This window comes from Microcoleus sp. AT3-D2 (genome assembly GCF_036705715.1).
GTDB lineage: Bacteria > Cyanobacteriota > Cyanobacteriia > Cyanobacteriales > Microcoleaceae > Microcoleus.
Genome location: NZ_JAUBVE010000004.1, coordinates 58,059 through 74,618 on the forward strand (window position 1 = coordinate 58,059; position 16,560 = coordinate 74,618).

Below are 16,560 nucleotides of genomic sequence, written 5' to 3' on the forward strand. Positions count from 1 at the left end.
GAATTGCGCCCGATCACTTTTTCCAACAGGTTCGTCGAACTTTGATTGCGAATAAAATTATTGACTGTTTCTTTTCATTCAGTGTCGCTTACTGGCAAGATCATGCCGTAGGAAATGCAGGTTAAAGGCTGCTGCTGTATAAGAGAATATTGACTTTGAGTTACACCCTGTCTCAGTGCTTCTGGGACTAACAGCATCCCCTCGGTGGCGAAGGAATCGATTGTTCCGGATACCGCATTTTTTACACCCGACTGTCGGCCCGTGATACCTTCATACATTGCCTCTGAATAGTGTAGAATTCTCAAAAAACAGATGTGACCTTACAAGGTGTGTAACAATGTGCGTATTGTGGGATAAACATTCTTGGCGCTATTAATATTATTACAAAATGTTTAAAGTTGTGTCTTTTCCTTAAGCAGTTGTATTCTTTAGTGCATCTTGATTTTTTTCCCTAGGGTCATGTTATTGCTGCTTCAAGCGAGCTTACAGCACTTTGCAACAAGAGTGAAATACTCTTTAGTTAAAAAAAAGGTCTTTATTACACACTGCTCCTGCTGCTCGAATCAAATGCTGCGTCACGTTCGTGAGCATCAAATCTACTGGTTTTGTCGGCAATGTTGGCAAACAATACCTATTTACAATTTGAACAGATGTGGCTCATCGCCCTCTCTAAATCTAGTTAAAGGGCTATGGGTTCAGGAACAACATTTTTTGCCTATGGAATTTGACAGCTCAAGTTAGGGGGTATAAACTTTATAAAGTTCCTTATCGCTAACGGGTTTTCAGGCTAAAAACTTGGTTTTCCTGCAACATAAAACTACCCAAGTATAGCCCAAAAAAATGAAGACAGATCTATTCATCTATCGCTTAATTTATGGTAATCCCTCGACGCAAAGTAATTATAAGTTTAGGCCAAACACCACTTAAACGATTGCTACCTCTTTTGCTTGGTGTGGTGGCTTCTCTTGCTGTTTTATTTACGTGGCAACAGCTAACCATCAACGGACAAATTCACATCGAGCAGTTAATTCAGCAGGAAGCCAATGCGATTCAGTCACAACTGACCGAAGGATTATCCATTCGGGTGTTGACGCTTCGGCAAATGGCGAATCGCTGGGAAGCCAATGGCGGTACACCAAAGGCTCTTTGGGAAGCCGATGCTGAGGCTTATGTAAAGGATTTCTACGGTTATCAGGCGATCGCATTAGTCGATCCATCATTTAAAGTGCGATGGGTTGTGCCACTGGCAGGGAATGAGGCAGCGCAAAACCTCGATTATAATCGGGAACTGCGTCGCAAAATTACTTTGCAAGTAGCTCGTGATTTGCGTCAACCTATCTTAAGTCGCAATATTTCCCTCGTTCAAGGGGGTCAAGGATTTCTAGCAAGTTTTCCTTTATTTGTAGAGAAGCGGTTTGATGGGTTTATTGTCGGAGTTTTTAAGTTTGAAACTCTATTTGAAAGTATTTTAAAAGTGCCACCCGGGTACAAGGTGGCTATCTATGCTGGCACAAGTTTGCTCCACGGTCAAGAGTCTTTCTCTCAAAATTCATATCAAAAAACAGTTGTAGTGAAAGCCTATGATGTAGACTGGAGAATAGATGTTTTTCCAACTTTAGATTTAGTAGAAAGGGAGAATTTTCATTTACCAAATGTTGTGTTAATTGGTGGCTTGGTTTTAGTTTGGCTGCTGATGTTGGTCGTGTATCTCGCACAAGTTAGTTATCGCGAAGTCGATAAATTCAAAAAAGCCAATCGCCAGTTGCAATGGGAAATTCACCAGCGACAACAGGCAGAAATTGCGATCGCTCGACTAGCTGCGATCGTTGAATCTTCGGAAGATGCCATTATCAGCAAAGATTTAGAGGGTGTAGTTACAAGTTGGAATGTAGGAGCAGAAACAATTTTTGGCTATACAGCGGCCGAAATAGTAGGGCAATCAGGCAGAAAACTGATTCCCGCAGACTATCGAAATGAGGAAAACGAAATTCTCACCAAAATCCAGCGAGGAGAACGCATTGAACACTACGATACCAAGAGGCTGAGGAAAGATGGAACATTAATCGATGTCTCGATGAGTGTCTCCCCCATTAAAGACCAAGCAGGCAATATAATAGGAGCCTCAAAGATTACCCGGAATATTGCTGACCGCAAACAAGCAGAAGCAGCACTACGTCAAAGTGAAGAACGCTGGGAACTTTCTGTACGCGGTAATAACGACGGCATTTGGGATTGGAATGTTCAAACCAACGAAGTCTTCTTCTCTAGTCGCTCGAAGGAAATCCTGGGCTATGAAGAGAAGGAAATTCAAAACACTGTAGATGAATGGAGAAATCGGGTACATCCCGATGATTTGGGATGGGTAATGCAAGCCGTTCAAGACCATTTTGCCAAGAAAACCCCTTTCTATCTCACAGAACATCGTATTCGCTGCAAAGATGGTTCCTACAAATGGATTCTCGATCGCGGTCAGGCACTTTGGGATAATGCAGGTAATATAATTCGGATGGCTGGCTCTCACAGCGACATTACGGAGCGCAAGCAAGCTGAAGTTGCTTTACAGGTAAGCGAAGCGAGATATCGGCAATTGATCGATAATTTAAATGCGGGTTTTGTGATTCATGCGACAGATACCAGCATCCAATTATGTAATGAAAAAGCCTGTGAATTACTCGGGCTTTCAATGGATCAAATGCTGGGAAAAACTGCCATATCTCCGACCTGGCATTTTGTGCGGGAAGATGGCAGCGTTATGCCCCTAGAGGAATATCCGGTAAATCAGGTTTTATCCAGTGGAAGTTCACTCAAAAATTATGTTTTAGGAATTAAAAAAGAAATTGATAGTTGTGTTTGGGTATTAGTTAATGCCTACCCGGAGTTCGATCAAAACGGTAAAATCATACAAGTTGTAGTCACGTTTATTGATGTTAGTAAACGAAAGAAAGTAGAGCAGGACATCCAAAACACTCGCAATTTCTTACAAGCACTGCTGGATAATTTACCGGTGGCGGTTTTTGTTAAGGATGCACAGCCTAAACGATTTGGCGTATTTCAGTTTTGGAATAAAACCAGCGAACGGTTATTTGGCATTTCAGCCGAACAAGCGATCGGTAAAAGTGGCTATGATTTTTTTCCAACAGAACAGGCTATCTTTTTTGACCAAAAGGATAGAGAAGCTTTTGAAAAAGGTAAGACGGAGGATATTGCTGAAGAAATCATTGATAGTCATTGTCTGGGAAAACGTTGGCTGCATACGGTGAAGATTCCCATTTACGACGAGCAGCATCAGCCCCAGTACCTACTTTGTTTTTCTGAAGATATCACCGATCGCAAACACGCAGAAGCAGAGCTTAGAGAAATGAGTGAGGTGATGAAAAATGCGGTGTCCGGCATTTCCAAACTGGATGTGCAAGGGCACTACCTCTATGTGAATAAAGCTTATGCTGACATGACAGGCTATCAGCCAGAAGAAATGATCGGGATGTCCTGGGAAAAAACCGTAGATCCCGATGAGTTGAAAAAACTGGTTGCAGCCTATGGGCTGATGGTGCAAGAGGGCAGAGTTGAAGTTGAAACGAAAGGACTTTGTAAAGACGGTTCGGTTTTTTATAAGCAAGTGGTGATGATTTCAACTTACGACGAACAGCACCAATTTATGGGGCATTACTGCTTCATGAAAGATATTAGCGATCGCAAAAAAGCCGAACTTGCACTAGAACAGGAACTCCTGCGGAGTAAAACCTTCTTCAACACTTCACTGGACGGTGTTGTGGTCATGGATTCGGTCGGAAATGTTGTCGAAGCTAGTCCCAGTTTTGCTCAAATGCTGGGCTACACCCTAGAAGAAACCCTGAATCTGAGTGTGTTTGATTGGGATGCTGAATGGAGGAGGGAAGAACTACAACTTATGCTCCAGAGAGAGGAGGTTATTCCGCTGTTTGAAACGCAACATCGCCGCAAGGATGGTTCTGTATATGACGTGGAAATTAGCTGGAACCGGGTGGAATTAGAAGATGAGATGATGAACTTCTGTATCTGCCGGGATATTAGCGATCGCAAACGCAACGAAGCGGAACGCCAACAAGCAGAACAGGCACTCCGAGAGAGTGAAACTCGCTTCCAAGCCTTCATGAATCACAGCCCTGCCCCTGCCTGGATTACCGATGAAAATGGTGTAATGCTTTATGCCAGCCAGACTTATCTCAATACCTTCGATCTACCCACTGACAATGTGATTGGAAAGTCCCTTTTTGAACTTTACCCCGCCGCCATCGCCCAACAATTTCTAGACAATATCCAAACCGTTGCTCACACCAACGAGCTAATTGAAACGATTGAGATTGCCTCCCGTCGAGATGGAACCCTGGGTGAGTTTCTGGTTTACAAATTTCTCATCCCCGACTTATCTGGACAAATGTTAGTAGGTGGTGTGGCGATCGATGTGACACGACAACATCAAGCAGAAACCGCTTTACAACTGAGTGAGGAGCGCTTAATGCTGGCACTAGAAGCCTCTGGAGATGGACTATGGGATTGGAAAATTGAAACTGGAGAAGTTTACATTAATTCCTACTACCAGGAGATGCTGGGCTACAAGCCCGGCGAGTTGGTGATGGATGTGAACGTGTGGGAACAGATGATTCACCCTGATGATAAATTCTGGGTTTTTGAGGATCTCAATAGTCACTTGCAAGATAGCTCAGTTAAGTATGCCTTTGACTATCGTGTGCGTTGCAAGTCAGGTGAGTGGAAGTGGATCGCTAACTACGGGAAAGTCGTTGCCTACGATGAACATGGTAAGCCTTTACGGATGATTGGAACGCACAAAGACATCAGCGATCGCAAATGTAAAGAACTGGCACTGCAGCACGCAATGGAAGCAGCAGAAGCAGCGAACTTGGCAAAAAGTACCTTCCTAGCCAATATGAGCCACGAATTACGCACTCCTCTCAACGTAATTCTAGGATTTGCTCAGGTGATGGCCCATGACTCCTCCCTAACTCCCAACCAAAAACAAGATCTGCAAACAATTCGACGGAGTGGAGATCACCTCTTGAGTTTGATTAACGATGTGTTGGATCTCTCGAAAATTGAATCGGGACACTGCACAGTTGAAGACAGCGGATTAGACTTAATTGCGCTGCTGCATTCCCTGCGAAATATGTTGGCGGAACGAGCAAGTTCTAAAGGACTTGGCCTTTGTTTCGAGATTGCGCCAGAAGTTCCCCAATTTATGCTTGTCGATGCTCAAAAACTGCGCCAGGTTTTGCTCAATCTGCTGAGTAATGCTATCAAATTTACCGATCGGGGAAGCATTACTTTGCAAGTCAGCATTCAGGCTTCTGGTACAGGGGCATTAACCACAACTCGGCGGATTCTCCAGTTTGTAGTAGCTGACACAGGTTTAGGGATTGCATCGGTCGAACTTAATACCATCTTCGATGCGTTTGTGCAAGCTCAAGCTGGGAAGCGATTGACCGGCGGTACTGGGCTAGGTCTAACCATTAGTCGCAAATTGTTGGAACTCATGGGCGGAAAAATTTCTGTTAGCAGCACTCTGGGACAGGGGAGTACCTTCACATTTACCCTTCCCGTCAGCCCCATCAGTGGAGTTAATGTTACACCCGAAGAGAATAATCACCTCGTGATTGGGCTGGCTCCCAGTCAAGGGGATCATCGCATTTTGGTGGTTGATGATCAAGCAGAAAATCGCTTGCTAATGGTCAGATTACTGACACAATTAGGATTAGAGGTAAAAGAAGCTACCAACGGACAGCAAGCTGTGCAGATTTGGCAACAATGGCAACCCGACCTAACCTGGATGGACATTCGGATGCCCGTGTTAGATGGATACGAGGCTACGAAGCAAATTCGGGCAATGGAAGACGGACAGAACAGTATCATTATTGCACTTACGGCCCAGGCTTCCCAGAGCGATCGCGCCCTCGCCTTAGCTGCTGGCTGCAACGACTACATCAGCAAGCCCTTCCGGGAACAAACCCTATTTCTTAAGATGGCCGAATACCTGGGGTTAGAGTATGTATATGACGAAGAGGAAACAGAAAAGGGGGAACGGGGAACAGATTGTTTTCCTTCTTACCTCTGTTCTGTTGCCTCTTCTGTTTCAGATTCCTTCGATCCAATGCTTTTGGCGACATTACCAACAGTATGGGTTGTTCAGTTGGAAGATGCTGCTTTATGTGGGGATGATTTTGCGATAATTGAACTGGTAGCTCAACTTTCCTCAGAACTCGCTCAATTCGGTACTTATCTGACGGAACTCGCCAACCAGTATCAATTTGAAAAAATTCTTAATCTAATTCAAGACCATTTCCCAATTGGAATTCCTCCATTGGATTTATAAGCTGTTGTGCAGTTAAACGTTTGATTAGGACTAGGGAATTAGGAACAGCCAAAAATAATTAAATTTAATTGTTGGTAATTAGTGAAAAACCCTCTTGATTTTTATTAATAATTACTGCTATAAGATGCCTAATAAAATACCCAAAATTTCTCAGTTTACTCCTGTTGATTTAAATGATTTAGAGGAATGCAGCGAAGAATCCGTATATGCTCCCGGTCATATTCAGCCACATGGAATCGTTTTATTGATGCAAGAAAAAAGCCTCAATATTTTACAAGTAAGTGAAAATGTAGAACAGTTATTTGGCATTTCGGCAGAAGAATTGCTAGGTCAGCCATTGCCAGGGTTATTTGGTCACGATCGAGTACAAGAAATTGTTAGGTGTCTAGATCAAGAACCACTAGACATTCATAAGGTTTTCGATCTAAAAATCCCTCTCAAAGACGGCACGATTCATACATACAAAACCACACTGCATCAGCTACCAGATGAGTTAATTCTGGAGCTGGAACCCCAATTGACTATTGAAAATAATCATTCAATCGATTTTTATCAGCGTCTGCAAACAGTTATCCTCAACTTTCGCAGTGCGATCGATTTTTCGGATTTAGCTCAAACCATTGCTAGAGAAGTGAAAGCCATGACTGGGTTCGATCGCGTGATGGTCTATCGCTTTGAAGCCGATGACCATGGGGTGGTGATTGCCGAAGAGAAAGAAAGCTATCTAGAAAGCTACCTGGGATTGCATTACCCGGCGATCGATATTCCCGTACCCGCCCGCAAATTGTTTTACCGCAATTGGGTGCGCCAAATTCCCAATATCAATTACACTCCGGCCCGCCTAATTCCTACCAACCATCCCGTAAGCGATACACCCCAGGATCTAAGTGCTTGTGTGTTAAGGGGAGTATCTCCCTACCACATTGAATATTTGCAGAATATGGGAGTGGCTGGGACACTGACGATTTCGTTAATTGACGATCGGCGTCTCTGGGGATTAATTGCCTGTCACCATTACAGCCCGCGATTGGTAGATTACGAAACTCGCAAAACCTGTGAATTTTTAGGACAATTTGCCTCGATCGAACTGGTGCATCAGCAAGATCGAGAATTGAACGTTTACCGATCGCAGGCAAAAAATATTCAGGAGCAACTTCAGCAGGCATTCCGGCGAGAGTCTAATTTTATCGAACAAGTATTGACCGAAAATGCTTCTCAAATGCTAGATTTAGTTCATGCTCAGGGAGCTGCAATTCTGCTCGATGGTCGTCTGACATTGGTGGGTAAAACACCATCTGAAGCTGAGGTTGACGAGCTTGTGCAGTGGTTGCTGCAACAGAACAAAGAACGAGTGTTTGCAACAGCTTCTTTGTCTCAGTTGTATCCCCAAGCGAAGCAATTCAAAGAGCTAGCTAGCGGTGTTTTAGTAATCTCAATCTTCCTATCCTACGCCATACAAAAGTCATACCACATCCTTTGGTTCAGGCCAGAACAAATTCAAACCATAAACTGGGCAGGTAATCCACACGATTCTGTGTCGATCGACGAAATTGGAAAAATGCACCTGTCTCCCCGCAAATCCTTTGAACTGTGGAAAGAGACAGTGCGGGAAATGTCTTATCCGTGGCAGATGGCAGAGTTAGAAGCTGCCGCCGAAATGAGAAATATCCTCATGCTGGCGGTGTTAGAATTTTCGCAAGCTGCCCTAGAACACGCTGCAGAAAGGGCAGCAATAGCCAACCGTGCCAAAAGCCAGTTCCTTGCCAACATGAGCCACGAGCTCAGAACGCCACTCAACGCCATTCTGGGATTTACCCAGCTTATGAACCGCAGCCCCTATATCCCAGAAGAATTTCAAGAGCATTTAGGGATCATTACCCGTAGTGGAGAACACCTGCTGACATTGATCGACGATGTTTTGCAAATGTCTAGGATTGAAGCAGGGCAATTGGTACTGAGTGCAAGCTGTTTTAATCTGCATCGACTGCTGGGTTCTATTAACGAGATGTTCAGCATCAAAGCGCCTGAGAAAGGGTTACATCTGAGCAGCGAGTGGGATGCTACTGTCCCCCGTTATGTCTGTGGCGATCAAGCAAAACTTCGCCAAATCTTGATTAATCTGCTGGGGAACGCGATCAAATTTACAACAACAGGAAGCATAGCCCTGCGCGGACTAGCTTTTTCATCAGATGATATGCCATCTGGTACAATTCGCGATCGCGCCACTAATCCACCTGATATTAAACCAACTATTACCCTGTGTCTCGAAGTTGAGGATACCGGATCTGGCATTTCTCCCTCAGATTTAGAATCAATTTTTGACGCTTTCATGCAAACCAATCGCGGTCGCAACGATCGAGGAACAGGTTTAGGACTGTCTATCAGTCGTCAGTTTGCGCGTCTGATGGGAGGCGATATCACCGTGCGAAGCACCCTAGGTCAAGGCTCGACTTTTACCTGCAAAGTCGTTTTGGAACTACCAGAGTCCCTTGATTTAGAGGAACCTGAAACGAGCGATCGGATTATCGGGCTGGCACCTGGGCAACCTATCTACCGAATTCTAGTAGTAGAAGACGTTCCAGAAAATCGGCAACTGCTGGTGACACTGCTGGAGTCAGTTGGGTTTGAGGTGTGTGCGGTGGAGAATGGGGCCGAGGCGATCGATCGTTGGCAAACATGGAACCCTGACCTGATTTTGATGGACATTCAAATGCCTGTCATGGATGGTTATGAAGCCACGAGACAGATTCGATCACAACAGTCATTAGTCATGAGTCATGAGTCATCAGCAGATAACTCAGGGCAAATGTCACAGGACAAAAGACCAATCACACGCATCATTGCCCTCACTGCCTATGCTTTTGAGGACGATCGTGTCGCCAGCCTGCAAGTCGGTTGCGATGACTACATTGCCAAGCCGTTTACTGAAGACACACTTTTCGAGAAAATAGCTCATCACTTGGGTGTGCGCTACTGCTACGCCGAAAAAGTTCGGCCAGACTCATCAGCTTCGCCACCAAAGATATTTACTCCAGACTTGAAAACGATGCCAACCCAGTGGATTGAAGAAGTTCATGAAGCAGCACTCGATCTTAATGATAATAAGCTTTATGAACTTATCGCTCAAATTCCCAAGGAGAAACAAGATTTCATCGCGGCGATGACATCTCTGGTCCATAACTTTCAGCTTGAAGCGATCGCAACTCTCACCCAGATTTAGGAATAAGACCATGACAGCTTTATTCAAACTTGCGGCTCAAACGAATATTCTCATCGTGGATGATACGCCAGACAATTTGCGCTTGTTAGCCAAAATTCTAGAGTCACAGGGCTATATTGTCCGTAAAGCCCTCAACGGCAGAATGGCACTCCAAGGTATTCATCGCGACCCACCGAGTCTGATTTTACTTGACATCAATATGCCGGAGATGAATGGGTACGAAGTCTGCCAAAAGTTAAAAGCATCGGAAACGAGTGCTCAGATACCGGTTATTTTTATCAGTGCGCTCGAACGACTGGAAAACAAGGTACGAGCCTTTGAACTGGGTGGCGTAGACTATATTACCAAACCCTTTCAAGAGCAGGAAGTGCTGATGCGAGTAAAAAATCAATTACTCATCCAACAGCAACGCCAACAACTGATAGAACAAAATCAACGTTTAGAACATGAAATCCAAGAACGTCTGAGGGCAGAAGCAGAAGTAAGGCAGCTATCCGTGACCGATGAATTAACTGGATTATATAACCGACGAGGCTTTTTTTTACTAGCCGATCAACAATTGAAAATTGCTCGACGCACGCAAACATCCTATTTTATTTTGTTCGCTGACTTAGATGGTTTGAAAAAGATTAACGACACTTTAGGACACGAAATGGGAGACAGAGTAATCTTTGACGCAGCTCAAATTTTGAAGCAAACCTTTCGTGATGCGGATATTGTTGCTCGACTGGGAGGAGATGAATTTGCTTTATTTATTCCTAACTTTTCGGGTAATTCATCTACTAATTTTCATGCCCGGCTGCAAGAAAATATAGATCGCTTTAATCAACAGTCCGAGCGAGCTTATATATCAATAAGTCTTGGTGTGCAGTTTGGGGATTTAAATAATGAAGTTTTATTAGAACAATTGCTGGCAAAGGCTGACAAACTCATGTACGAGCATAAACGCACCAAACGCTGTTTAAATCCTCAACAGTTCTTTTGAGAACAGCGATATCGGAGCGCCATAAGCATTATTTATTAAACGTGAGTTCAACCGAGAAAGAGTAAACTGAAAACAAGATAGGGAAACAGCTTGCAGACTTTAGACCCTCAGCCAGAAAACACGATGCAGTATAGCTCATCACATTTAAACCTGACAGGGTGGCAACCATGTTAAAAGCTCTCCCTGTATTAGGTTAAGGGTGTGTGCGAGCAAAAAATGTCGTAGCTATTGAACATTTGCTAGTTTAAATTGAGATAAATTTTAAATTCAGCGGCCTTATGTAAAGTATTGTAGGATTAAATTGGCGATCGCTCTAGCTGTTCGCAATTAAAATTAAGAGAGAGTATTTATGCAAATTGTGCTGGCTACCTTAGACGATGGCTTAGTTAGAGCGTGGGAAAGCACTTGCGGCAGTATGGAAAATGTAAAGATACATCACGGTTCAATATTTGATGTGAAATGTGATGCTATTGTTAGTCCGGGGAATAGTTTTGGTTTCATGGACGACGGCTTAGATTTAGAAATTTCCGAATATTTTGGAGGGCAGGTTCTTGAACGCTTGCAAAAACTAATTCAGTCTCGACATCACGGCGAACTATTAGTAGGAAGGGCAGAAATTGTAGACACCGATCATGCTGAAATTCCCTATTTAATAGCGGCACCAATTATGCGCGTTCCCACAGTTTTAAGAGAAACAGTAAATGTTTATCTAGCAACCCGCGCTATTTTGACTCTCGTAAAATTTGGCTCAGTCCCAGATGGAACGCCAGTCAAACATATCATTGGAACTATCGCTATTCCCGGCATGGGTACGGGAATGGGCAAACTGCCGCCACATATCTGCGCCAATCAAATGAAAGTTGCGCTCGAAGATATCCTCTTATCTCAGTACGAATTTCCTCAATCTTTGCTGCACGCTCAAAGGCGTCACCACTTGTTATATACTGACGAGAGCGAAGATTTGCAGTTAGAAAATTGAAAGTATTAAATTTGCCCATTTTGTTGTGTTGAGAAACCAAGTTTATTTGTGTGTGTTTTTTTAGTATAGAGACTTATCACAAATTTAAGTGCGCTAAACCGTACCTACAAGTTGGCGGTATCCTACACATGAGAGCAACTTTGGTAGATATAATGTAATAGAACTGAGATCATTCCAACTAGGTAAGCGCGGATGCAAAAGTTGATATAGCTGGAACAAGAATTGCCTAGTTCTTATTAAATGCCAGAATTCCTTCTGGCGCTACACGTACAAAGTCCGTATAAAAAACCACAATTCCTTCTGGCGCTACACCTACAAAGTCTGCATCCAGGGACTGTGAGATTTTTTGAAAATGTTTGCTACCAAAGGAGAAGATTGATATGACAGATCCAAAAGTAACCGAAGAACCAATTTTAGAGGCAACAGTCGAAACGACGGATCTCGTCAAAAAAGAGATGCCCGACGCGACTGATGAGGCGATCGCAGAAACTGCGGCGCTGTTTGAAGCAATTAAAAAACGCGCCACTGCCGAAGTGCAAGCAGCGGGCGAACTCACCCGCGAAGCTTATTTAAAAGCTGTGAATAAGGCCTCCGGGGCGATCGAACAAAATAAGGATCTCGCCCACGAGAGAGTCACAGAAGCAGTCAGGCTGATTAAAAAAGAAACTGAGAAAAATTGGCTGGTGGTAGATGCGATTAAAACGCGGGCGCAAGCGCAGGTGCAAGATGCCGGCGTTGTCAGTCGCGAAGCTTATTTGAAAGCAGTGCGACAAGCGCGAGAAGCGGTGGAACAAAATAAATTGATCGAACGCGATCGCATCGAACAAGCTGTTGACCACATTCACACGGAAGCTGAAAAGAATTGGCACGTTATTGTGAGGGAAATTGAGTCGATCGGCACTCGCTTGACGGATGCGGCTAAGTCTGCATGGAACGCGCTGACGGCGTTTTTTGACAAGAAGCATTAAACTCAGATATGACACCATTTTCAAGAACAGGCAAGATGCCTGTTCCACAAAGATTGAATTTTCTTGTGGAACAGGCATCTTGCCTGTTGATATTTAAAGAACAGGCAAGATGCCTGTTCCACAAAGATTGAATTTTCTTGTGGAACAGGCATCTTGCCTGTTCATAAAAGGTTTTGACACTAAGCGCTATAATCAAAAAGCTTTATTTTTAGTCCATAACCCCCAACCATGAGAACTTACTACTGCGGCGAACTGCGAAGCGAACACATCGGAGAGACTGTCACCCTTTACGGCTGGGTGGATCGCCGCCGCGATCATGGCGGGGTGATTTTTCTGGATGTGCGCGATCGATCGGGTATTGTACAAATTGTCAGCGATCCTGAACGCACCCCCGATTCCTATCACGGGGCTGAGGCTTTACGCAGCGAATACGTGCTTAAAATTACGGGTAGAGTCAGCAGCCGCCCCGAAGATTCCCTCAACCCGAAATTGCCTACGGGTGAGGTGGAAATTTATGCTGACGAAATTGAGTTGTTAAATGCGGTTCGCAAACAGTTACCGTTTCAGGTGGCCACGGCGGATACCGAAAGCGTGCGGGAAGATTTGCGGCTGAAATATCGCTATTTGGACTTGCGGCGCGATCGTATGAGTCGCAATTTGCAGCTTCGCCACCAAGTAGTCAAAGCGATGCGCCGCCACCTGGAAGATGTGGGAGGTTTTATTGAAGTTGAAACACCAATTTTAACGCGATCGACTCCTGAAGGTGCGAGAGATTATTTAGTGCCCAGTCGCGTCAATTTGGGCGAATGGTACGCTTTGCCGCAGTCGCCGCAGTTGTTCAAACAATTGTTAATGGTTTCGGGTTTGGACAGATATTATCAAATTGCGCGCTGTTTCCGCGATGAAGATTTGCGCGCCGACAGACAGCCGGAATTCACACAATTAGACATGGAAATGAGTTTCATGTCTTTAGAAGAAGTTATCGAATTAAACGAAGGTTTAGTCTCCCAGATTTTCCAAAGTGTCAAAGGCATAGAATTGCCTCGTCCTTTTCCGCGCTTGACTTACGCTGAAGCGATGGATCGCTACGGTAGCGACAAACCAGACACTCGCTTCGGTATGGAATTAGTCGATGTTTCCGATTTGATGAAAGATTCGGGATTTAAGGTATTTTCCGGGGCGGTTGCTGCGGGCGGAATTGTGAAAGTTTTGCCGATTCCCGGCGGGAATGATGCGATTTCTAACGTGCGGATTAAACCGGGTTCCAAAGGCGATTTGTTTAAGGAAGCCAGCGAAGCCGGTGCTAAGGGATTGGCTTACATCCGCGTGCGGGATAACGGCGAAATTGATACGATCGGCGCAATTAAGGATAATTTGACGGAAGCACAAAAACAGCAATTGCTCGATCGCACGGGCGCGCAACCAGGTCATTTGTTGTTATTCGCAGCGGCTGATGTGACAACTGTAAATAAGACTTTGGATAGATTGCGTTTGTTCGTGGGTAACGAATTGGGATTGATTGATAAAGACAAGATGAATCTGCTGTGGGTGACAGATTTCCCGATGTTTGAATGGAACGCTGATGAGAAGCGTTTGGAAGCATTGCACCACCCGTTTACTGCGCCGCATCCTGACGATATTAATGATTTGAAAACTGCGAGGGCTCAAGCTTACGATTTGGTGTTAAACGGTACAGAAGTCGGCGGCGGTTCTCTGCGGATTTATCAGCGGGAAGTTCAGGAAAAGGTGTTTGAGGCGATCGGCTTATCGACTGAGGAAGCTTACAATAAGTTTGGCTTTTTGTTGGATGCGTTTGAGTATGGAACTCCGCCCCACGGAGGCATTGCTTACGGTTTGGATCGGTTGGTGATGCTGTTGGCTGGTGAGGAATCTATTCGCGATGTGATTGCGTTTCCGAAGACGCAGCAGGCTGGTTGTTTGCTGACGAATGCGCCGGCTGGGGTGGATGAGAAGCAGTTGAAGGAGTTGCAAGTGCGATCGACTTATACGCCCAAGTCATAAGGGCGATCGGGACTTAGGCAAAGCCTATGTGTCATGCTGAGAGAAGCGAAGCATCTCAGTTGAAATGCCTAAATCATAATTATGAAACACCTTGACAATTTAACCATTCATCGGTTCCGAGGCCTGCGAGATTTAACCTTCCAGGACTTGGGTCAAATCAACATATTGGTTGGTGGGAATAACTCAGGTAAAACCAGCGTTTTAGAGGCGATATCAACCTATTGTCGCCCCTTAGATCCGCTGGAATGGCTGAACACATCGTGGCGACGAGAAATCAAATATTCTCGCAAGCCAAGACTGGAGGCACTAAAATGGCTGTTTCCTCAAAATAAAGAAGAAGAACAATTGGATTTTTACCCAATGGAAACTCATGTTTCTGGTAATGGTAAGTTTTCAGTAAGAGAGTCGAGGGCAATTTACCAAGAATTTGAGGGAGTGGAATTATCGGAAGATGACGACAGTCAATCCTCAGACGATCTTGGATTTGATAATACTCTGCGAGGTGCAGAAATAGAGCTCAAAGCTATTATATCTGATTCACCAAATGAATTATCTGAATTTTTTGAAATTTGGGAAAATGAGCGTTTAACGAATCGGCGAATTCGCTCAGATGCAATGCTGTCAGTTGATACTGTGACACCTTTTTCTCACCGCATAGAACAGTCACAAGTTGGCTTGCTCTCAGAAGCTATTTTTCAGCGTTTTAAGCCGGAAGTGATTAAGCTATTGCAAGTGATGGATTCAGGAATTATTGATTTAGTGATTCTCTCGCATGGCGGCAATCGTAGCAGTCTCTATATTGACCACAAACAAGTGGGAATTTCACCATTAAGTTCTTTTGGTGATGGAGTACGCCGCTTGCTATTTATTGCTCTAACGCTGACAAAAGTCAGAGGTGGAGTTTTGCTAATTGATGAGATAGAAACAGCAATTCATACTGAAGCACTTCGTAGTTCATTTGCTTGGATTGTGCAGTGGTGCAAGCAAATGAATGTTCAATTATTTGCAACTACCCATAGTTTAGAAACAGTTGATGCGATGTTGGATGCTAGCGATTTGGAGACAGACTTAGTTCTTTATCGTTTAGAGAAACGGGAGTCACAAACTAAAGCAGTTAGAATTGAACGAGAAAGATTGCAAAGATTGCGGGAGGATTTGGGGCAGGAGGTTCGCGTGTGAAATACGCCATTATTGGAGTAGAAGGACCTCACGATCAAGCATTTACGGGCAAGGTTCTCAAGCTTTTGGGTTTTAAGGATTTTCGGGACGAGTGGAACAAATTAGATAAGTTGACAAGATTGGATATGTCAAAAGAATTGGAAAGTAAATTTGACAAGTTTTGGCACAAGTTTATTCCCCGTTATCCCAAACAAGGAGATTTGTACAAACGTCTTGATATGCCTTCTATTCTATTTAATGATAGTATTTCTGTAGCAATTTTTGCCGGTGAAGGCAGCAGCAATCTTGTGACTAATTTGGATGACATTTTATTCGCAAATTATGAGTATCAAACAAACTTGGCAGCATTCGGGATAGTTGCCGATTGCGATCAATCAACTCCCGATCGCATTGTCGAACCCTATGCTAAGAAATTCCGAAGTTATTTTCCTAATTTTCCCGATCGCCCTGGTGTTGTAAATACCAATAGCCCGCGTACAGGAGTATATGTTTTGCCAGATAACGCTTCGCCCGGTGTGTTGGATACTTTGCTGTGTGAGTGCGGACAGATAGCTTATCCCGCGTACATGGAGAAAGCTAGTTCTTATCTAAATGAGTTTTCTGAGTCAGAGAGAAAATCTTTAAAGTGGAAAAATTTTGATAGAGAAAAAGCTTTAGTTGCTACTGTTGTCAGCGTTCTCAAACCGGGGAAGACTAATACAACAAGTATTGCTGATAATAATTGGGTGAGCGAACAGACGCAACAGCAGGTTCCTGCTTTGGCAAATTTTATTGAGTTTTTGAGCCAACTTTTGGAAGTGAGTTAATGGACGATCGCACTTTTTCAATTGATACGATCGCCCT

At 44.1% G+C, this 16,560-nt stretch carries 9 protein-coding genes; 8 read left to right on the plus strand and 1 reads right to left on the minus strand.

What is annotated here, in order from left to right; translation table 11 throughout:
* Window positions 1-74: 74 nt before the first annotated feature.
* Complete coding sequence (locus QUB44_RS03045; RefSeq protein ID WP_333362950.1) at window positions 75-278, minus strand: hypothetical protein; 204 nt, start codon at window positions 276-278, stop codon at window positions 75-77.
* A gap of 596 nt (window positions 279-874) precedes the next feature.
* Between QUB44_RS03045 and QUB44_RS03050 the strand changes: the two genes are divergently transcribed.
* From QUB44_RS03050 to QUB44_RS03085, 8 genes are all read left to right on the plus strand, one after another.
* Window positions 875-6,364: a PAS domain S-box protein gene (locus QUB44_RS03050; RefSeq protein ID WP_333362953.1), complete on the plus strand. Its 5,490-nt coding sequence runs from the start codon at window positions 875-877 to the stop codon at window positions 6,362-6,364.
* A 124-nt stretch (window positions 6,365-6,488) separates the two neighbouring features.
* On the plus strand, window positions 6,489-9,584 hold the full coding sequence (locus QUB44_RS03055) for a response regulator (RefSeq protein ID WP_333362956.1): 3,096 nt from the start codon (window positions 6,489-6,491) through the stop codon (window positions 9,582-9,584).
* 10 nt (window positions 9,585-9,594) lie between these two features.
* Window positions 9,595-10,569, plus strand: a complete 975-nt coding sequence (locus QUB44_RS03060) for a diguanylate cyclase (protein ID WP_333362959.1) — start codon at window positions 9,595-9,597, stop codon at window positions 10,567-10,569.
* Between the two features lie 349 nt (window positions 10,570-10,918).
* A complete protein-coding gene (locus tag QUB44_RS03065) occupies window positions 10,919-11,548 on the plus strand; it encodes a macro domain-containing protein (protein ID WP_333362962.1) in 630 nt (209 codons plus the stop codon).
* 380 nt (window positions 11,549-11,928) lie between these two features.
* Window positions 11,929-12,516 (plus strand): hypothetical protein, encoded by a 588-nt coding sequence (locus tag QUB44_RS03070; RefSeq protein ID WP_333362965.1) that lies wholly within the window; start codon window positions 11,929-11,931, stop codon window positions 12,514-12,516.
* 228 nt (window positions 12,517-12,744) lie between these two features.
* Window positions 12,745-14,538 carry an aspartate--tRNA ligase gene (gene aspS, locus QUB44_RS03075; protein ID WP_333362969.1) on the plus strand — a complete coding sequence of 598 codons (1,794 nt, stop codon included), beginning with the start codon at window positions 12,745-12,747 and terminating at the stop codon, window positions 14,536-14,538.
* 81 nt (window positions 14,539-14,619) lie between these two features.
* Window positions 14,620-15,717: an AAA family ATPase gene (locus tag QUB44_RS03080; RefSeq protein ID WP_333362972.1), complete on the plus strand. Its 1,098-nt coding sequence runs from the start codon at window positions 14,620-14,622 to the stop codon at window positions 15,715-15,717.
* Window positions 15,714-16,523, plus strand: coding sequence for a DUF3226 domain-containing protein (locus tag QUB44_RS03085; protein ID WP_333362975.1), 810 nt, complete (start codon window positions 15,714-15,716; stop codon window positions 16,521-16,523). Before QUB44_RS03080 ends, QUB44_RS03085 begins: the two co-directional genes overlap by 4 nt.
* Window positions 16,524-16,560: the final 37 nt, after the last annotated feature.